We start from the raw sequence: 18,524 nt of genomic DNA on the forward strand, positions 1-18,524 counted from the left end.
GCGCGACAAGGGGGAGCAGGGCAGCGGCAGCGGGGGCGGTTACGGGTTCGGCGCCACGCCGGCGGGGGTCTTCGTGCTCAAGGACGGCGACGCGATCTGGCGGCCCGCCATCGACGTCAACCGCATCGTGCTCGGCGGCCAGTTCGTGGCGGTCGTGCTGCTGCTGACGCTGCGCACCATCCTCAAGAAGCGGCGCCGCAGGCGCTGACGCGACGGCCGTGCTGATCGACCTGCTCGACGACGCGGAGCTGCCCGGCCGGCCCTTCCTCATCCCGGGCTCCAACCTCCCGGTGCGGCTGGCCCGGCTGGGCGGCTCGGCGGCGCTCGTCCGCTTCCCGCCCGGCTGGGCGCGCCACGAGCGCGGCCGCCACCTGGCGGGGGAGGAGCTCGTGCTGCTGGCCGGCGAGCTGCACGTCTCCGGCGTCGTCTTCATGCCCGGGCAGCACGGCTGGCTGCCCGCCGGCACGCTGCGCCACTCCGGCGCCGCGCCGGGCGGGGCCCTGGCGTACATCGCGTTCGCGGGGCAGGCCGCGTGGGTGCCCGGCGAGCTGGACGAGCCCGACGGGGCGACCTGCCGCACGCCGCTCGAGACCGTGGTCGTCCCGCGGGGCGGCCTGCCGCTCAGCCCGTGCTCCGCGCTGCTCGACACACCGGTGCCGCTCGACCGCCCGGCCGAGATGATCACCGTGCCGACGTGGACGTGGGAGCGTTCGGCCGTGGTGCCCGAGGGACGCGTCCTTGTACGGTGGCCGTCATGACGACCATGGCGAACTTTGTGGCTTTCGGTGGGATCGTGCTGCTCGGGGCGATGTCGCCCGGCCCCGACTTCGCGGTGGTCGTACGCCGCTCGGCCGTCTCGGGCCGCGGCCATGGCATGGCGGCGGCCGTGGGGATCGCCGTCGGCGTGTCCGCCTGGGTGGTGGCGGCGGCCACCGGCATCGCGGCGCTGATGGCGGCCTCGGCGGCGGCGTTCACCGTCGTCAAGTTCGTCGGCGCGGCCTACCTGCTCTACCTCGGCGTCAGGTCGTTGCGCGCCGCCCTGCGCGGCGGAGGCCCGCTGGAGCTCGACGACCCCGCCGCCGTCAGGCGCGGGCCGTGGGCGGCGTTCGCCGAAGGACTCCTGACGAACGTGCTCAACCCCAAGGCGGCGCTGTTCTTCGTCGCCCTGGTGCCGCAGTTCGTCAGCACGGGCGCCGGAGCGGTGGAGACGCTGCTGCTGTCAGCGGTCGCGCTGGCGGGCACGGTCGCCTGGTTCCTGCTCGTGGCGGGCATGGTGGGGACGCTCCGCAAGGTGTTCGCCCGCCCGTCCGTCCGCCGCACCGTCGACGCACTGACGGGCACCGCCCTCATCACCCTCGGCCTCCGCCTAGCCACCACCACCCGCCCATGACCAACCACCGCAAGGGGCCACCCGCCCGTACCTGGCCACCCGTCGGCACCGGGACGCCTGCCCGTACCGGCCGCCCGCCGGTACCGGTGTCCACCGGCCGGATGTGGTCGTCATGCGGGGCCGCTCGGGGTTGTCGAAGCCGCTGCCGGCCTGCTGCGGCAGGCCGGCGAGGACATCGGGGTCGCCCGCCGGTGCCACGGCAGCCGCCGGTAATGCCTTGCCCGTCCCCCGGTGCCGCGTCCCTGCTGTAACGCCTCACCGTCCCGTAACGGATCACTTACCCTTGGCCCGCCACCCGGCGGAGCGTCGCCGTATGGGCGGGGCTTCAGGCCACAGGTGATGGCGCGGCGTCTCTGGCCGCGTCCGCTGTGGTGGCGTTTCTTGGTGGTGGGGCGGTGGGTCAGGAGACGGCGACGCCGAGGAGGTGGCCCAGGCCGAAGGTCACGGCGGCGGCGCCTACGCCGAGGACGAGTTGGCGCAGGCCGCCGAGCCACCACGGGCGCGCGGTCATCACCGCTACCGTCGCTCCGAAGCCGAACAGGGCGATCACGCTGACCACCAGTGCGACCAGCAGGCCCGAGGCCCCGAAGAGGAACGGCGCCAGCGGCACGAGCGCGCCCGTCGCGAACGCGCAGAACGACGACACGGCGGCCAGCCGCGGCGAGGGCAGGTCGTCGGGGTCGACGCCGAGTTCCTCGCGCACGTGCACCCGCAACGCCTGCTCCGGATCGGCCGACAGTCCCTCGGCCACCCGCTCGGCCAGCTCGGGGTCGAGGCCGCGCGAGCGGTAGAGCGCCGCCAGCTCGGCCCGCTCGCCCACGGGGTTGCGGGCCAGCTCACGCCGCTCGACGGCGATCTCGGCGCGCATCAGCTCGGTCTGCGACTTCACGCACGTGTACTCGCCGGCGGCCATGGAGCAGGCCCCGGCCACCAGCCCGGCGAACCCGGCCAGCACCGCGCCCCGCCCGGCCCCGGCCGCGCCGACCACGCCGGCGATGAGCGCGAAGTTCGACACGAGCCCGTCCATCGCCCCGAACACCGCCGGACGCAGCCAGCCGCCGGTGACGTCCCGGTGGCTGTGGTGCTGCTCGGGCGAGTAGGGGCGGTCGAGCTCGATGGTCATGTAAGTCCCCTCCGTTTTGCCATCGTTTAACTTAAATGTGGCATATGGGAATCAAGATCCGCAACGAAGGAAAGGCTTGCCTGACCTGCGAAAAGGCGCCTCCGGGGGTGTGGCGGACGTCGAGGGCGCGGCACGTCGCCGCGGGCCGGCGGCCGGGAACCACGCGGGGTGCCGGGTCTCGCCGAGACGGTCTGTACGCTGCCGGGGAGCGGCGTCGCCGGCCTCGTGGACGTCGGGCATGTCGTTGCGCGTGACTCGGGTCCGGCCGTGGGCTGCGGGCCTTCGACCGGGGACGTGCCGCGCGAGTGGAGGGAGATCGCATGTCGTCGACGCCGGGGGGCTCGGGTTCCGCGCCCCGGAGTGATGAGGAGCTGCGGAAGGTCACGGTGGGGGAGCGGAAACCCCACGACGCGCCGATCACGCTCGTCGAGTACGACCCCCGCTGGCCCGCGTTGTTCGAGCGGGAGGCCGGGCGGGTGCGGTCGGCTCTGGGGGTGACGGCGTTGCGGGTGGAGCACGTGGGGTCGACGTCGGTGCCGGGGCTCTGCGCCAAGCCGGTCATCGACATGGTGCTGGTGGTGTCCGACTCCGCGGACGAGCCGTCCTATGTCCCGGCCCTGGAGGCGGTCGGTTACCGGCTCCGGGTACGGGAGCCCGACTGGTACGAGCACCGGCTGCTCAAGGGGCCGGACACCGACGTCAACCTGCACGTCTTCAGCGAAGGCGAGCCGGAGGTCGAGCGGATGGTGCGCTTCCGCGACCGGCTGCGGGCCGACGACGCCGACCGGGCGCTGTACGCGAACACCAAACGCGACCTGGCCCGGCGGGTGTGGCGGCACGTGCAGTACTACGCGGACGCCAAGGCCGCGGTGGTCCAGGACATCATGACCCGCGCCGAACCGGCACCCGACCCACACGAGTAGCGCCTCCGGCACGCGGGTGCGCGCCTGCGGGTCTCCGGCATGCGCGCGAGTGCCTGCGGGTCTCCGGCATGCGAGTTCGCGCCCGGCCGCCCGGAGACGCGCGGCCGGGCCTGTTGCGCGTGTTCGCATCCCAGTGCGCGAGGTCGCGCCTCTGCACGTGCTTTCACCCCTCTGCCACGTGCCTTCGTGCCGTGGGCGTGGGCGTTCGCGAGCTGGGCTCTGCGGTCGCGCCTGAGGATGCGCGTCCGCGCCCCCGGCGCGCGTTGCCGTGCGTGCCGGGGGCGGGGAGAGGGGTCAGTAGCGGGCGGTGCGGGCGGCGGTGATGAGCTTGGTGGCCTCCGCGGGGGTGATCGTCTTCGCGGTGACGAGGGCGGCGGTGACCTTGGCCACGTGGCCGACCAGGGCCGGGCCGGTGTGCTGCTCGTCCTTGATCAGGTCCTCGACGGTGCAGCCGTCCGGGCGGTAGCGGTTGGCGACGCCGCTGTCCACGTCCTTGATCATCACGTTCTGCGAAAGGTCGGAGCCGGGGCAGGCGTCGGCGGGCGGGGTGTAGCGGAGCAGCCGCGCCCCGCCCTGCACGGCGTTGTTGGCGCTCTTGGCGCCGCTGCGGAACCACAGGTTGCCCGCGCCGTCCTGGCTGGAGCGGTACGTCCCGTCCTCCCGCAGCTCGGTGACCTCCATGGACAGGGGGTCGATGCGCAGCAGGTGGCCGTCGAGCGAGGCGTAGACGTGCTCGTCCGGGTTGACGTGCAGCTCGTCCTGGACGCCGCCGTACCCGCCCGGCAGGTCCACCCGGCGCTCGACCTCGGAGGTGTCCGGGTCGAGGACGAACAGCTCGCCGTCGGCCAGGCCCCACAGCAGGCCGTCGGGGCCCTCCACGATCGAGGTGATCGAGTCGGCCCCCGGCACGGGCACGAACTCCGACGTCTTCGTGCCGGTGGCCAGGTCGAAGGTGAAGATCTTGGCTTCGTCGGCCTTCGGGGTGGTGCCGCCCCCGCCGTTGATCGTCGTGCCGCCCCACAGGGTGCCGCCGCGTGCCAGCAGCGAGATCACGCCCTGGTCCGCGACGGGCGCCCTGATCACCTCGTGCTCGCCCGTGGCGAAGTCGTGGACCGTCAGGGCGCCGCCCCACAGGCCGTAGTCGGGCGTGGTGCCGACGTACAGCCTGCCGCCCGCGGCGGCGAAGGCGTGCGGGCGGTTCTGGCCGTCGCCGATGAGGCGGAACAGCTCACGCGGGTTGCTCCCGCTCCGGAACGGCTGTGTCGGGTCGTACTCGAGGACCGCGCCGTTGGGGTAGGTGCCGAGGTACATCTTGCCCTCGTGCCAGAACCAGCCGTCGGTCTGGGCGACCCGGCCGAGCTCGGTCACCTTCCCGGTGGCCGGGTCCAGCGTGGCGACGGTGCCGTTGATGTAGAGGTTCGTGTAGATCTTGCCGTCCTGGCCCGCGCTGACGTTGTTGATGTCGATCGGCTGGGCCGGGAAGGGCAGCTTGAACCGTTCGGACGCGCCCGTGGCCGGGTCGTACGACAGCGCGTCGCGCGCGTAGTTGCCGATCAGGCCGTAGAGCCGGCCGTCCACGAAGCCCCAGCCCACGCCGGGGCCGCCCGCGGTCACGGGGCCGGGCACCGGCTCCGGGGTGTCGGTGGTCAGGTCGTAGCGCCACAGCGCCGTGCCGGAGGTGAAGTAGACGTACGAGCCGTCCGCCACGCGGGTGGTGCCGCGCGAGCTCATGGTGAAGTCGCGCGCGAGCACCGCGCCGGTGTCGGGGTCGAGCACGATGCCGTCGAGCTTGGTGCGCTTGACGAAGAGCTTGCCGCCGACCAGGTTGATGTCGGCCGGGTAGTTCGGGTCGCCGCGCAGCTCCTCCGGCCAGATGTCGCGCTTCTCGCCCGTGCGCAGGTCCATCCTGACCAGGTGGCCGGCGGAGCCGATGGCGGCCCACAACACCTCGCGCTCGGTGTCCACGGCGACGTCGATGACGTACTGCTGGCCCTCGTACATGACGCCGAGGTCGCGGAAGCCCTCCGACGGCGAGTACGAGAACGCGTGCGCGCCCGGGTACGTGCCGCCGTAGATCCTGCCGTCCTCGCCGGGCTGGAACCCGTAGAGCACGGTCTGCCCGGGCACCGGCGCGCCCAGGTCGGTCATCTCCTCGCTCTGCGGGTCGTAGCGGTAGACGTGGGCGTTCGGGTAGCTGCCGGTGTACACCGAGCCGTCGTCGGCCTGGGTGACGGCCCAGGCGCCCGAGGAGTCGGCCATCGTCGCCGTGTGCCGGTGCTCGCGGGTGACGGGGTCCACCACGGAGAGCACGCCGGGCGTGCCCATCTGGACGCTGTAGACGGCGGGACGCCCGCTCGTGTCCGTGCCGAAGAAGCCCTCGAACACCGTGAGCGCCGTGGACTGGACGCCGAAGTCGGTGACCGTGCCGGCGGGGGGTTGCGGCTCGTCCTGCGCGAGCGCCGCGGGGGCGGCCGTACCGGCCAGCAGGGCCGCCAGCAGGATCGTGGTCAAGCGACGCATGCTCAGTTCCTTCCGTGGGGGGTGTCGATCCGGACCAGGTCGCGCCCGCGCAGCGTGTACAGGCCGCAGCGGTCGGCGGCCAGCTTGGCGCCGTCGAACCATTCGCCGGCCAGCCCGTCGGCGACGGTCCCGGTGGTGAACGCGCGCAGGTCCACCCGGTAGACCCGCTCGCCCCTGTTGACCGTCTCACCCGTGACGCCGTACAGCCGGCCGCCCTGGACCACCAGGTCGCCGCCGAACGCGCCGACCTTCGCGGTCCTCGTCACCCGCCGGCGCGCCGGGTCCACCTCGAAGAGCACGCCCGTGTCCGTCACCCCGTAAAGATGGCCGCGGTGGCGCACGACGTCGGCGACGAAGGCCGCGCCCGGCACCGGCTCCATCTGCCAGAGCGGCTTCCGCTCGCGCAGGTCGTAGGCGGCCAGCCGGGCGGTGGTGGTCTTGGGCGGCAGGCCGAAGCCCTCCTGGACGTACGTCCCGAGGTAGGCGACGCCCTCGGCGGCGGCCACCGAATAGACGCTCTGGTCCGGCACGACGGGGCGGCGCACGTCCAGCTCGCCGGTGCGCGGGTCGTAGAGCGACAGGGCGCCGTTCTCCTGGCCGGGCTCCGGCTGGGTGCCGATCGCGAGCAGGCCGGTGTCCGCGTCGTAGGCCATGTCCCGCGGCCGGTCCTGCCGGTTGCCGATCCCGGCCAGCAGGCGCGCCTCGCCGCTGCCCGGCTCGTGGCCGTAGATCAGCGCCTGGGTGTAGACGCCGAGGTACAGCCGGCCGTCCGCGAGCGCCATGGACTTGGGCTCGCCGGGCATGCCGACGCGGTGCGACTCGCCGCCGGGGCCGTGGACCTGCATCCCGCCCTTGCCGGAGACGTAGACGTACGTGCCGTCGGAGAAGACGGTCATCGGCTGCTCGGGGCCGGCGCGCATGCCCCGGGCGACCAGGTTGCGGTACTCCAGCCCGCCGGTGGCCGGGTCGTAGACGAAGACCGCGCCGTCCTGCGTGCCCCAGATCCTGCCGCCGTGCGCGTGCAGGACCTGCGTGCCCGCCTCCGGGTACGGCACGCCGAGTGCCTCGACCTCGCCGGTCGCCAGGTGGTAGCGGTAGAGCGTGCCGGTGGGGCGGCCGGTGAAGTAGACGTGCTCGCCCAGGAAGGCCACCGAGGTGACGTACTTCTCGCCGGGGGCGGCGGCGATGCGGTAGTCGCCCGGGTCGTCCTTGTCCAGCACGAGCAGCTCGCCCTGCGAGGAGATACCCATCGCCAGGTGGGTGTCGTTCATCGCCATGCTGGCCACGAAGTCCCGGGAGGCCAGCTCGGGCGGGCCGATCTCGCGTTTGGCGCCGGTGGCGCGGTCGATGGCGACCAGGTGGGCGTGGCTGCCGACGCCCGCGTAGACGGTGGTGTCGTCGGCGGCGATGCTGCGGACGTACTCCTCGCCCTGGACGGCGGCGCCGAGGTCGCGGGTGGCGCCGGTCGCCGGGTCGTACTCCATCACCCGGCCCGTCGGCGACATCCCGAGGTAGACCTTGCCGTCGGGGGAGGCGGCCATGTTCCAGACGTAGTCGTCGTCGAAGGAGGCGACCTCGCTCACCTGGCCGGTGCGGGTGTCCAGCTTGTAGAGGTCGGCGGGGCCGTGCGTGCCGACGTAGACGTCGGTGCCGACCGTGGTCATCGCCCAGGCGCCGATGCCGGTGGGGATGTCGTGGTGGGCGGTCACCGCGTCGGCGGCGGTGTCGTACGCGCCGACCACGTTGGGCGACAGGCCGCGGGTGACGGCGTAGAGGGTGTCGCCGACGAAGACGGCGTTGCCGAGCGCGTTGGTGACGCTGGCGGGTCCGTACGAGGTGATCGGGCCGCCCGCGGGCCCGCAGCGCGACGGCGCGGTCCCGGCGTGGGCGGCGGGCGGCGACAGCGGCAGCAGCAGGGCCGCGGCGGCGGGCAGGAGGAGGAGTCGGCGTAACCAGGACATGGGGCTCCCGACGGGTTTCTGGATTACGGTCACACCTGAAATGCGAGAAGCGTGAAGGTCGACCATGGATGGCACCAGTAACGGACCCGACCGTAATGAGCAGATTGCGACACTGTCAACACCCGGGCCCGGCGGGGACGGCCGCGGCGCTGGGATGATGATGGGCACTTCTGGCAGATGTGCATGAAACGGAGACAGCCGTGCGTATCGCTCTGGCCGGCCTCGCCACCAGCCACCCCTACACCGACGCCCGCACCCTCGCCCGCCACGCCGACCTCGTCGTCTGGGAGCCGGACCCGGAGCGGCTGCGGCGCTTCACCGACGAGCACCCCCGGGCGAAGGTGGCGGCGAGCCTTGCGGAGGCGCTGGCCGGCGGTCCCGACGGCGTGGTGCTCACCGTGCCCAACCCCCAGGTGCCGCAGGCGCTGGCCAGGGTGCTGGAGACGGGCGCGCCCTGCTTCGTGAACAAGCCCGCCGCCGCCACCCGCGCCCAGCTGGAGCAGCTCGACCGGCTGCCGATCCACGACCGCGTGTTGTCGGGCTCGGTGCTGCGCTTCGCTCCCGCCTTCGCCGGCGTGCGCGTCGACCGTGACGAGCTGCTGGCCGTGCGGGCGACCGTACGGCATGACGTGGGCATCTGGGCGACCGGCTACAACGCCTGGCAGGACACGCCCGGCGAGGGCGGCGGCACGATGGTGACCATGGGGATCCACGGGGTGGAGCTGCTGGTGGCGCTGCTCGGCCCGGCCGTGCGGCTGGCCGGCGCGGCCGGGGCCACACGGCACTACACCACGCTGCGCTCCGAGGACACCGGCGTGCTCGCGCTGCGCTGGGACGACGGCGTCACCGGCACGGTCGAGATCCTCGGCGTCTCCGCCTCGGAGTCCTACACCGTCACCCTGCACAAACGCGACTCCACCGAGACGATCGTGATCGAGCCCGGCGACGACCCGGTGAAGGGCCTCGGCTACGAGGGGACGATCGAGGCGTTCCTCGCCATGGTGGGCGGCGCGCCCAGCCCGGTGCCGTGGAGCCAGACCCGGGCCGTGCTCGACGTGCTCGTCACCGCGCGCGAACGCGCCTGAGCAGCCCGTACCCCGTTGACAGCCGGACTCTCTCCCAGTTACGGTCTGGACCGTAAATAACGGATGGAGGAGACCGCGTGCGGACGACAGCGGAACTCGAGGAGCGGCTGGCACGGCCCAGTGCCGGGCTCGTCGGCGATCTGGGCAGGCTCGAGGGCGACATCATGATCCTGGGCGCCGGCGGCAAGCTGGGCCCGAGCCTGGTGCGGCTGGCCCTGAACGCCACCCGCGGCGACCGGCGGATCATCGCGGTGTCGCGCTTCTCCGAGCCGGGGCTCGCCGACGACCTCCGCGCCGCCGGCGCCACCGTGGTCGCCGCCGACGTCGCCGACGACCGGGCGCTGCTGGAGCTGCCGGACGCGCCCAACGTGGTGTTCCTGGTGGGCGCCAAGTTCGGCACCCACGGCCGCGAGCACACCGCCTGGTTCACCAACACCTACCTGCCCGGCCGGGTGGCCGAACGCTTCGCCGGCAGCCGCATCGCCGCGCTGTCCACCGGGAACGTCTACCCGCTGGTCCCCGTCGCCGGCGGCGGCTGCACCGAGGACCATCCCGTGGGCCCGGTGGGCGACTACGCGATGAGCTGCCTCGGCAGGGAGCGCGTGCTGACGCACTTCGCCGAGGCGGGCGGCACGCCCATGTCGCTGATCCGCCTCAACTACGCGGTGGAGCTGCGCTACGGCGTGCTCGTCGACCTGGCCCAGAAGGTGCTGGCGGGCGAGCCGATCGACGTGACCACGGGCCAGGTGAACGTGGTCTGGCAGGGCTACGCCAACGAGGTCGCGCTGCGCTCGCTGCTGCTGGCGAGCACGCCGCCGTACGTGCTCAACGTCACGGGCCCCGAGCTGATCTCCGTACGGCAGGCGGCGCGGGCGCTCGGCGACGTCCTCGGCAAGGAGCCGGTCTTCACCGGCGAGGAGGCGCCCACGGCGCTGCTGTCCGACGCCTCCCGCTGCCACCGCCTGTTCGGCTACCCCGAGCTGACCCCCGCCGAGCTCATCGAGCACACGGCGCGCTGGGTCGCCGAGGGCGGGCCGCTGCTCGGCAAGCCCACCAAATTCGAACGCCGCGACGGGCGGTTCTGACCCGCGTGCTCACTTCTGACGACAAAGGGGGACCTCACGTGCTCAGCACGGCTCCGGAAGCGCACACGTCCGTACGGGACCTGTTCAGGCGCGGTCTGGTGATCCCGGCGCATCCCTTGGCCCTGACCGAGGACAGGAAGCTGGACGAGCGCCGCCAGCGCGCCCTGACCCGCTACTACGTGGAGGCCGGTGCGGGCGGGCTGGCGGTCGGCGTGCACACCACGCAGTTCGCGATCCACGGCACCGGCCTGCTGCGGCCGGTGCTGGAGCTGGCCGCGGACGCGGCGGCGGAGTTCCCGCGCGCGGTGGCGCTGGTGGCCGGGGTGACCGGGCCCACCGAGCGGGCCGTGGCCGAGGCGGAGCTGGCCAGGTCGCTCGGCTACCACATGGTGCTGCTCAGCCCGTACCGGGAGCTGGACGAGGACGGGCTGGTCGAGCGGGCGCGGGCCGTGGGGGAGGTGCTGCCGGTGATCGGCTTCTACCTGCAGCCCGCCGTGGGCGGCCGGCCGCTGTCGCGCGACTTCTGGACGCGGCTGGCCTCGATCGAGTCGGTGGTGGGCGTCAAGGTCGCCCCCTTCGACCGCTACCGCACCCTCGACGTGCTGCACGGCGTCGTACGCGCGGGCCGGGCCGGGGAGGTGGCGCTCTACACCGGCAACGACGACCACATCCTGGCCGACCTCATCACCACTCACCGGGTGATCGTGGACGGGCGGGAGGTCGAGGTGGAGTTCGTCGGCGGTCTGCTCGGCCAGTGGGCGGTGTGGGTGCGGCGGGCGGTGGAGCTGCTGGAGCAGGCCACCCTGGCGCGCTCCGGCGACGACGCGGCGGTGCGCCGGCTGCTCAGCCTCGACGGCCACCTCACCGACGCCAACGCCGCCATCTTCGATTCCGCCAACGGCTTCCGCGGCTGCATCCCGGGCATCCACGAGGTGCTGCGCCGCCAGGGGCTGCTGGCCGGCCGCTGGTGCCTGGACCCGGAGGAGGAGCTGTCGCCGGGGCAGCTCGCGGAGATCGACCGCATCTGGGCGGCGTACCCGTGGTTGCGCGACGACGACTTCGTCGCCGAGGGCCTGGACCGATGGCTCGCCTAGAGGGTGAGGCGGTAGAGCGTGAGCGGACGGCCGCTGGAGCCGCTGGTCAGGTTGCCGGTGCGTTCGGCCAGCCCGGCCAGCTCCAGCCGGTGCAGCATGCGCCGGGCGGTGCGCTGCTGGACGGCGAGCCGCTCGGCGATCTCGCGGGTGGTCAGCGCCGCGCCGCCGGCCGCCTCGCGGGCCTCCAGCAGCTTCTCCAGGGTCGGCACCGACAGGCCCACCCGGCGGGCGAGCACCGACAGGTTCTGGGCGCCGGTGGGCGCGCCGGCCACCGACTCCAGCACGATGTCGGTGTCGGCGCGCAATGACAGCACCGCGGCCACGTCGCCGATGCGCCGCGCGCGGGCCAGCGCCCGCCGGGCCAGGCTCTCGGCCTCGGCGGAGCTGCGGCCGAGGCCGAAACCCACCCGCGCCACGGCGCTGTGGGCGGCCAGCCGGGCCAGCATGGGCAGCCCGGTGAAGCCGCCGGTCGCGTCGTGGAGCGGGCCGCGCGTGGTCACCAGCAGGTGGGTGCCGCCGCGGAAGGCGGCGAGCGTGCCGCCCAGCGCGCCGGCCTCGCGCAGCAGGCCCTCCTCGCCGTCCACCTCCACCAGCCCGAGCGCGATCTGCGCGTCCTCCTGCGCCTGGCCCTCGGCGGTCAGCAGGAGCTGGCGCAGCGCGACGCGCACGGAGTGCACCGACGGCGCGAGCCGCAGCACGTGCATCTCGTCGCGCAGCGCCTCGTGCACCGAGCTGATGCAGGTGATCACGGGGTGGGCCGGGCCGCGCCGGTGGAAGGCGACGACCTTCCTGGAGGTCGCGTCGGGCCGGTAGCCGAGCGTGCGCAGGCGGTCGGTGGGCAGCCCCGCCTCGACGAACGTGGTGGTGACGTCGGCGGGGGAGATGGTGTCGATGGACAGGCGGGTGATGTCGTGGCCTTCGTGCTGCAGCCGGACCAGGGCGCTCAGCAGCGTGGCGCCGGAGTAGTCGACGAACGCGGCCGGCCGCGAGAGCACGTCGGCGTTGCGGGCCAGCATGTACGGGACGATGCCGGTGAACAACCACCCCTCGACGGAGGAGGCGTGCCCCTCGACGATCGCCGGGGCCTGCGACTCGTGGTCGTAGTCGAGCCGGATCGTGCTCACGCCCGGCTGCTCCTCGCAGGTGGCCGCGACGTCGTCGACCAGATCGTGGGGGCCGACGACTCCGATGACGATACCCACCCGCGCCTCCTTCTCATTACGGTCTAGACCGAAAGGTTAACTGGTGACCCTGCATTTTCCCAACATGGCCGAACCCGCCGGCCGTACCCTCGGCGACGAGGAGACGGCGGCGCTGGAACGGGTGATCCGCTCCGGCATGCTGAGCTCCGTCTGGGGGACCGAGGCGCGGGCGCTTGAACGCGAGATCGGCGATCTGTACGGCGCCCGCCACGTGGTCGCGTGCAGCTCGGGCACCGCGGCACTGCACCTGTCGGTGGTGGCGGCGGCGCCCGACCCCGGAGACGAGATCATCACGACCCCGATCACGGACTTCGGGACCGTGGCCCCCATCTTGGCGCAGAACGCCGTTCCTGTCTTCGCCGACGTCGATCCCTCCGACGGCACCCTAGACCCGGATGCCGTGAAACGGCTCATCGGGCCGCGCACTCGGGCGATCATGGCCGTCCACCTGTTCGGCGCCCCCGCCCGCGCCGGGGAGCTGCGCGCGCTGGCGGACGAGCACGGGCTGACGCTCATCGAGGACTGCGCCCAGGCGTGGCTCACCGAGCTGCCCGGCGGCCGGTACGCGGGCACGGCGGGCCACGTCGGCACCCTGAGCCTGCAGCAGTGGAAGCACATCACCTGCGGCGACGGCGGCCTGACGCTCACCGACGACGACGAGCTCGCCCGCCGCATGCGGCTGTTCGCCGACAAGGGCTGGGACCGGGCCGCGGGCCGCTCCCACGAGAGCCTCGGCCTGAACTACCGGATGACCGAGCTCCAGGCCGCCGTGGCGCGGGCCCAGCTGGCCAAGCTGCCCGGCGTCGTGGCGTCCCGCCGGCACACCGCCGCCCTCCTCCTCGAGGCCCTGCGCGCCCTGGACGGCGTCGCGGAGGCGGACGCCCCCGGCGAGGCGGTGATCCGGCTGCCGCGCCCCGAGGGCCACGCCTGGTGGCTCCTGCCGCTCGTGCTGCCCGGCGGCGACGCCCCCGAGCTCGCCGCGCACCTGAGCGCGGCCGGGATCCCGGCGCGGGCGGGCTATCTGCAGGAGCCCCTCAACCGGGCCCCGCTGTGGGGCCGGCCGGTCTACGGCAGCTCCGCCTACCCGCTGGAGGGCTACCGCCCGGCCGCATGCCCGGAGGCCGAGCGGCTGGTCGAGGCCACCCTCGTGGTCATCGACTGGAACGAGCACTACACGCGGGAGCACGTGGACGCCGTCGCCAAGGCGGTCGCGAGCTACCCGAACCTGCCCTAGTTACGTTCATGTATCACCCATTGACCCGTTCAGCTCAAAATAACTAGGTTTCGGTCAGGACCGGTATTCATGAAAGGACGCCACCGATGAGGAAGGCAACGGCAGCCGGAATCGTGGCCGCAATGAGCGCCGTGATCGCCGGATGCGGGTCCGGTGGCTCGGGCTCGGACAAGAGCGCGGTGACCCTCTGGATGTATCCCGTCATCAGCGACGTGGCCAAGAACAAGACGTTCTGGGACAAGGTCGAGAAGGACTTCGAGGCCGCGAACCCCACGATCGACGTCACCATCGACCAGCAGCCCTGGGACGGCCGCCAGGAGAAGGTCACCACCGCCCTGGCCTCCAGGAAGGGCTTCGACCTGGTCGTGCTCGGCCCCGACCAGATCCCGCAGTACGCCCAGCAGGGCACGCTCGAGCCCGTGGACGACATCGTCGCGCCCGACAAGGCGGCGTACCTGCCCAACTCGCTCACCGGGCTGACCGTGGACGGCAAGCTCTACGGCGTGCCGATCTACCAGACGATCACCGCGCCGATCTACAACAAGAAGCTCTTCGAGGAGGCGGGCGTCGAGAAGGTGCCCGAGACGCTCGCCGAGCTGAAGGAGGCCGCGCCCAAGCTGGCCGCCAAGGGCGTCGCCATCCTCGACTACCCGGGCAAGCCCGACTCGCTCAACCAGAGCTTCTACCCGATCCTGTGGGCCAACGGCGGCTCGGTGTTCGCCCCGGACGGCAAGAGCGTGACGGTCAACAACCAGCAGGGCATCGACAGCCTGCAGCTGCTGCTCGACCTGAAGGCCGCGGGCGGCCTGCCGGAGAACACCGCCAGCAAGGGCAACGACATCGAGGGCGGCCCGCTCGCCGCCGGCAAGACCGCGATGTACCACGCGGCCACGGCGCTCCAGGCCGACCAGCTCGGCGCCGCCATCGGCCCCGAGAACGTCGGCATCGGCCTGCCCCTGGAGGGCACGAAGCGGGTCGCCTTCGGCATCCCGGGCGGCCTCGTGCTGGCCAAGCACTCCGAGGTCAAGGACGCGGCCAAGAAGTTCGCCGGCTACCTCGCCTCGCCCGAGGTGGCGGCGGCGCTGGCCAAGGAGTCGGGCTTCTACTCCGCGCGCACCGACGTGACCATCCCCGACCAGTCGGAGACCTCCAAGCAGTTCGCCAGGGCGCTGGAGTACGCCTTCCCCGGCGACACGCACCCCAAGGCCCGCCAGGTGATGGCGATGATCGGGGCGCACGTGCAGGCGGCCCTGATCGGCAAGGAGGACGCCAAGACCGCCCTCGACGCCGCCGCCGCCGAGGCCAACGAGCTGCTGGCGAGCGGCAGCTGACCCGGCCTCCCCCCGGAGGTCCCGTCTTTCGAAAGGTGTGAAACCAGGTGCGTCACCGCCTGCGTGACCCGATCACGGGACTGCTGTTCGTCCTGCCCATGCTGGTGCTGTTCCTGATGTTCAGGATCTTCCCCACCCTCGCGGCGGCCGGCATGAGCCTGACGAACTGGAACATCGGCGGCGAGTGGAGCTTCACCGGCGCCGACAACTACGTCCGGCTCGTGAACGATCCGAACTTCTGGTCCAGTCTCCGGGTCACGCTGGTGTACACCGCCATCTACGTGCCGCTCGTCGTGCTGGTCTCGCTCGGCACCGCGCTGCTGCTCAACGCCGTCGTCTTCCTGCGCGGCCTGTTCCGCGGCATCCTCTTCCTGCCGTACGTGACCAGCTTCGTCTTCGCCGGCATCATCTGGCGCTGGATCTACGAGTTCGACGGCCTGCTCAACGGCCTGCTGGCCAAGGTCGAGCTCGGGCCGGTGGCGTTCATGGAGCGGGCGGACCTGGTGCTGCCCGCGCTCGCCGTCGTCTCCTGCTGGAAGGGCTTCGGCTACTCGATGCTCATCCTGCTGGCCGGGCTCAAAGCCATCCCGGGCACGTACCTGGAGGCGGCCACGGTCGACGGCGCGAACGCCTGGCAGCGCTTCCGCAGCATCACGCTGCCGCTGCTCAAGCCCGCGCTCTTCTTCGTCCTGGTGATCGAGACGATCTCGTCGTTCCAGGTCTTCGACACCATCTACGTGATGACCGGCGGCGGCCCGGCCAAGGCCAGCTACACCCTCATCTACGGCATCTTCGAGCGCGGCTTCCGGTTCTGGGAGTTCGGCTACGCGGCCACGTGGGGCATGGTGCTCTTCGCCGTCGTGCTGGTCGTCTCCCTGATCCAGCGCCGCATCGTCGGCAAGGAGGACACATGACGCTGACGGCCACGCGCCCCGCCGCCCGCGCCGGGCGGGCCGCCGCGCCCCGGCGCCCCGCCCGCGGACGGGCCCGCAGGTGGGCGCTGTACGCGCTGCTGTCGGTCATGTCGCTGCTGACCCTGGGCCCGTTCATCGCGATGATCATCGTGGCGCTCTCGCCGCGCGGCGCGCCGACCGTGCCCGTGCAGTGGCCCGACGCGCTCACGTTCGACAACATCGCGCAGATCCTGGGCGCGTCCGGGTTCGCCGAGTGGACCGTCAACTCGCTGGTCTACTCGGTCGTCTCCGTGGTGATCATCCTGCTGACGGCGTCGATGGCCGGCTACGCCTTCGCCAAGAAGCGCTTCCCCGGCCGCGACGCGATGTTGTGGACGTTCATCGCCACGATGATGGTGCCGTTCCAGGCCACGCTCATCCCGCTGTACGTGCTCGTCTCCGACCTCGGCGGGGCCGACACGTTCTGGGGGCTGATCGTCCCGACGCTCGCCAACTCGCAGGCCGTCTTCCTCATGCGGCAGTTCATCATGGGGCTGCCCGACGAGCTCTTCGACGCCGCCAAGGTGGACGGCGCCTCGGAGCTGCGCGTCTACTGGACGATCGTGGTGCCGCTCACCAAGCCCATCCTGGCCACGCTGGGCGTGTTCGTCTTCCTGTGGCACTGGAACGACTTCCTGTGGCCGCTGGTGATCTCGCAGAGCGACGCCACCCGCACCCTCACCGTCGGCCTGACGGTGCTGAAGACCGAGGAGCTGCAGTGGGCGACACTGATGTCGTCGGCGGCCGTCTCGGCGGTGCCCTGCCTGGTGGTCTTCTTCCTGCTGCAGCGCTACCTCGTCAACAGCATCGCGATGACCGGTTTGAAGTGAGGCGCTCCCTTCGCCGGGTCCGTACGGCCTACGCTGGTCGCCCGGAACGTCCGGTGAGGGGAGCAACTCATGAGCACGCCGATCGATCCGCGGGCCGCCCGGCTGCGTGATCGCCTGCGCGGCGCCCTGGTGGCCGCCGCGGCGACGCCGATGACCCGGTCGGGAGAGGTGGACCTCGACGTCGCGGAGGCGTACTACCGCCGTCTGACCGCCTGCGGCGCGGACGCCCTGGCCGTCCTCGCCCACACCGGCCGCGGCCCCTTCCTGGCCCCGGACGTCCGCGCCGGGCTGATCGCCCGCGCCGTGCGCACGGGCGTGCCCGTGATCGCGGGCGTCGGCGGCGGCCGGTCCCTCGCGCTCGAGGAGGCCCCCGAGGAGGCACGGATGGCCGCCGAACTGGGCGCCGACGGCGTGCTGGTGTTCCCGTCGCAGGGGGACCGGGCGGCGCTGCACGAGCAGGTGTGGGCCGCCGCCGGGCTGCCGATGATCGCCTTCGACCTGTACACCGACCCCTGCCCGCCCGCCGCGCTCGGCGAGATCCTGCGCCATCCGGGCGTCGCCGGGCTCAAGACCGCGCTGCTGTCCGACGCGATGGGCTGCCAGCGCACGATCGCGCTCACCCGCGAGGCCGGCCGGCTGGCCATCACGGGGGAGGACCGGATGTTCGGTCCTTCGCTCCTGTGGGGCGCGCAGGCGGCGCTCGTGGGCATCGCGGCGGCGTCGGTGGAGACGACGGCCGCGGTGCTGCGCGCGTTCGAGGGCGACGACCTGCGGGGTTTCGAGAAGGCCTCCGCACGCCTCGACCGGCTGGCCGCCGCCACCTTCACCGCCCCCATGGAGGGCTACGTCCAGCGCATGCTCTGGCTGGCCGCCGCCGAGGGCCTGATCCCCGAGAGCCACGCCTTCGACCCGTACGGCCCCGGGCTGCCGGAGCCGGAGCGCGCGTCCGTCCTCGCGGCTACGGCGTGACGTCCAGGCCGAACAGGCGGGCGGCGTTGCGCCAGGCGACGAGCTCGGCCGTCTCCTCGTCCAGGTTCGCCGCCGCGACCGCGCCGAACGCCGAGGCCGGGTCGATGAGGGTCGAGTCGGTGCCGAACAGCAGCCGGGTGCGGTCGACCGCCGCCGCTACCCGGGCCACCCGCCCGGCCGGGGCGTGGGAGTAGCACGGCTCCAGGTAGAGACGGTCGCAGCCGCGCGCCGCCTCGATGGCGTACGCGTACCCGTCGGCGCCCATGTGGCCCGCGATGACGCGCAGGCCGGGCGTGTCGCGGCAGACCTCGGCGAGGTCCAGCACCGTCGCGCCCCAGGTGTGGACGAGCGCCGGCACGCCGGCCTCGGCGACCATGGCCAGCGCCTCGCGCGTCTGCGGCGAGGAGACCGGCGAGCCGGTGTAGTCGGTGTGGATCTTGACCCCGGCGAACCGCCCCGTGGGCAGGTACTCGCGCAGGTCGCGCTCGGCGTCGGCGAGGCGGCGGGGGTTGACGGTGACGTAGCCGAGATGGCGGTCCTGACCGGCCAGCCAGCCGGCCAGGGCCCGGTTGCCCGCACGGGCGTCGTAGATCACCGCCTCGGTGGCCGAGACGATCGCGAGGTCGATGCCGTAGCGGTCCATCGCGGACAGGTTGGCCGCGGCCACGTCCATGGTGAAGAACCACGGGCCCCAGTGGGCGTGCACGTCGATGATCATCCGAGCAGCCTCCTCGCGTTGCCGCCCGCCACGGCGGCGATCTCGTCCGGCTTCAGCCCGCTGGTCGCCAGGCGCAGCAGGGGGACGAGGGGCTCGTAGTGGGGGG

16 protein-coding genes and 1 pseudogene are annotated in these 18,524 nt (G+C 72.7%); 12 read left to right on the forward strand and 5 right to left on the reverse strand.

What is annotated here, in order from left to right:
* The 3 genes and pseudogenes from C1J01_RS32815 to C1J01_RS32825 all read left to right on the forward strand — a co-directional run.
* Positions 1–208, forward strand: a pseudogene (locus C1J01_RS32815) (spore germination protein GerW family protein); the annotation flags it as partial.
* 10 nt (positions 209–218) lie between these two features.
* Positions 219–758 (forward strand): cupin domain-containing protein, encoded by a 540-nt coding sequence (locus C1J01_RS32820; protein WP_111182850.1) that lies wholly within the window; start codon positions 219–221, stop codon positions 756–758.
* Entirely contained in the window at positions 755–1,390 is a 636-nt protein-coding gene (locus tag C1J01_RS32825) for a LysE family translocator (RefSeq protein WP_111182863.1), read from the forward strand. Before C1J01_RS32820 ends, C1J01_RS32825 begins: the two co-directional genes overlap by 4 nt.
* A gap of 400 nt (positions 1,391–1,790) precedes the next feature.
* Here the strand turns inward: C1J01_RS32825 and C1J01_RS32830 are convergent, their stop codons facing one another.
* Complete coding sequence (locus C1J01_RS32830; RefSeq protein ID WP_111182851.1) at positions 1,791–2,513, reverse strand: VIT1/CCC1 transporter family protein; 723 nt, start codon at positions 2,511–2,513, stop codon at positions 1,791–1,793.
* Positions 2,514–2,833: 320 nt separating this feature from the next.
* Between C1J01_RS32830 and C1J01_RS32835 the strand changes: the two genes are divergently transcribed.
* Positions 2,834–3,436, forward strand: a complete 603-nt coding sequence (locus tag C1J01_RS32835; protein ID WP_111182852.1) for a GrpB family protein — start codon at positions 2,834–2,836, stop codon at positions 3,434–3,436.
* 294 nt (positions 3,437–3,730) lie between these two features.
* Here C1J01_RS32835 and C1J01_RS32840 read toward each other — a convergent pair whose 3' ends face one another.
* Together C1J01_RS32840 and C1J01_RS32845 are read right to left on the reverse strand one after the other, a co-directional pair.
* Positions 3,731–5,956, reverse strand: coding sequence for a PQQ-binding-like beta-propeller repeat protein (locus C1J01_RS32840; protein WP_111182853.1), 2,226 nt, complete (start codon positions 5,954–5,956; stop codon positions 3,731–3,733).
* A gap of 2 nt (positions 5,957–5,958) precedes the next feature.
* Entirely contained in the window at positions 5,959–7,917 is a 1,959-nt protein-coding gene (locus C1J01_RS32845) for a PQQ-binding-like beta-propeller repeat protein (RefSeq protein ID WP_111182854.1), read from the reverse strand.
* Between the two features lie 200 nt (positions 7,918–8,117).
* Between C1J01_RS32845 and C1J01_RS32850 the strand changes: the two genes are divergently transcribed.
* From C1J01_RS32850 to C1J01_RS32860, 3 genes are all read left to right on the forward strand, one after another.
* A complete protein-coding gene (locus C1J01_RS32850; protein ID WP_111182855.1) occupies positions 8,118–9,002 on the forward strand; it encodes a Gfo/Idh/MocA family protein in 885 nt (294 codons plus the stop codon).
* 77 nt (positions 9,003–9,079) lie between these two features.
* A complete protein-coding gene (locus C1J01_RS32855) occupies positions 9,080–10,087 on the forward strand; it encodes an NAD-dependent epimerase/dehydratase family protein (protein ID WP_111182856.1) in 1,008 nt (335 codons plus the stop codon).
* Positions 10,088–10,125: 38 nt separating this feature from the next.
* Complete coding sequence (locus C1J01_RS32860; protein WP_111182857.1) at positions 10,126–11,181, forward strand: dihydrodipicolinate synthase family protein; 1,056 nt, start codon at positions 10,126–10,128, stop codon at positions 11,179–11,181.
* On the opposite strand, the gene C1J01_RS32865 is transcribed toward C1J01_RS32860, so the two are convergent.
* The gene (locus tag C1J01_RS32865; protein ID WP_235854828.1) at positions 11,178–12,383 is read right to left on the reverse strand and encodes a hypothetical protein; all 1,206 of its coding nucleotides are present in this window, start codon (positions 12,381–12,383) and stop codon (positions 11,178–11,180) included. The genes C1J01_RS32860 and C1J01_RS32865 overlap by 4 nt on opposite strands.
* A 43-nt stretch (positions 12,384–12,426) precedes the next feature.
* On the opposite strand from C1J01_RS32865, the gene C1J01_RS32870 reads away from it, so the two are divergent.
* The 5 genes from C1J01_RS32870 to C1J01_RS32890 all read left to right on the forward strand — a co-directional run bounded on the left by C1J01_RS32870 (position 12,427) and on the right by C1J01_RS32890 (position 17,700).
* The gene (locus tag C1J01_RS32870) at positions 12,427–13,617 is read left to right on the forward strand and encodes a DegT/DnrJ/EryC1/StrS family aminotransferase (protein ID WP_220040217.1); all 1,191 of its coding nucleotides are present in this window, start codon (positions 12,427–12,429) and stop codon (positions 13,615–13,617) included.
* A gap of 122 nt (positions 13,618–13,739) precedes the next feature.
* Entirely contained in the window at positions 13,740–14,948 is a 1,209-nt protein-coding gene (locus C1J01_RS32875; RefSeq protein ID WP_181449087.1) for an ABC transporter substrate-binding protein, read from the forward strand.
* A gap of 47 nt (positions 14,949–14,995) precedes the next feature.
* Positions 14,996–15,862, forward strand: a complete 867-nt coding sequence (locus C1J01_RS32880) for a carbohydrate ABC transporter permease (protein WP_111182859.1) — start codon at positions 14,996–14,998, stop codon at positions 15,860–15,862.
* The gene (locus C1J01_RS32885; RefSeq protein ID WP_111182860.1) at positions 15,859–16,731 is read left to right on the forward strand and encodes a carbohydrate ABC transporter permease; all 873 of its coding nucleotides are present in this window, start codon (positions 15,859–15,861) and stop codon (positions 16,729–16,731) included. Before C1J01_RS32880 ends, C1J01_RS32885 begins: the two co-directional genes overlap by 4 nt.
* 69 nt (positions 16,732–16,800) lie before the next feature.
* Positions 16,801–17,700, forward strand: coding sequence for a dihydrodipicolinate synthase family protein (locus C1J01_RS32890; RefSeq protein ID WP_111182861.1), 900 nt, complete (start codon positions 16,801–16,803; stop codon positions 17,698–17,700).
* Here the strand turns inward: C1J01_RS32890 and C1J01_RS32895 are convergent.
* Positions 17,690–18,418: an amidohydrolase family protein gene (locus tag C1J01_RS32895; protein WP_111182862.1), complete on the reverse strand. Its 729-nt coding sequence runs from the start codon at positions 18,416–18,418 to the stop codon at positions 17,690–17,692. The two genes, C1J01_RS32890 and C1J01_RS32895, sit on opposite strands and share 11 nt — an antisense overlap.
* Positions 18,419–18,524: the final 106 nt, after the last annotated feature.

The organism is Nonomuraea aridisoli (assembly GCF_003236395.1).
Lineage (GTDB): Bacteria > Actinomycetota > Actinomycetes > Streptosporangiales > Streptosporangiaceae > Nonomuraea > Nonomuraea aridisoli.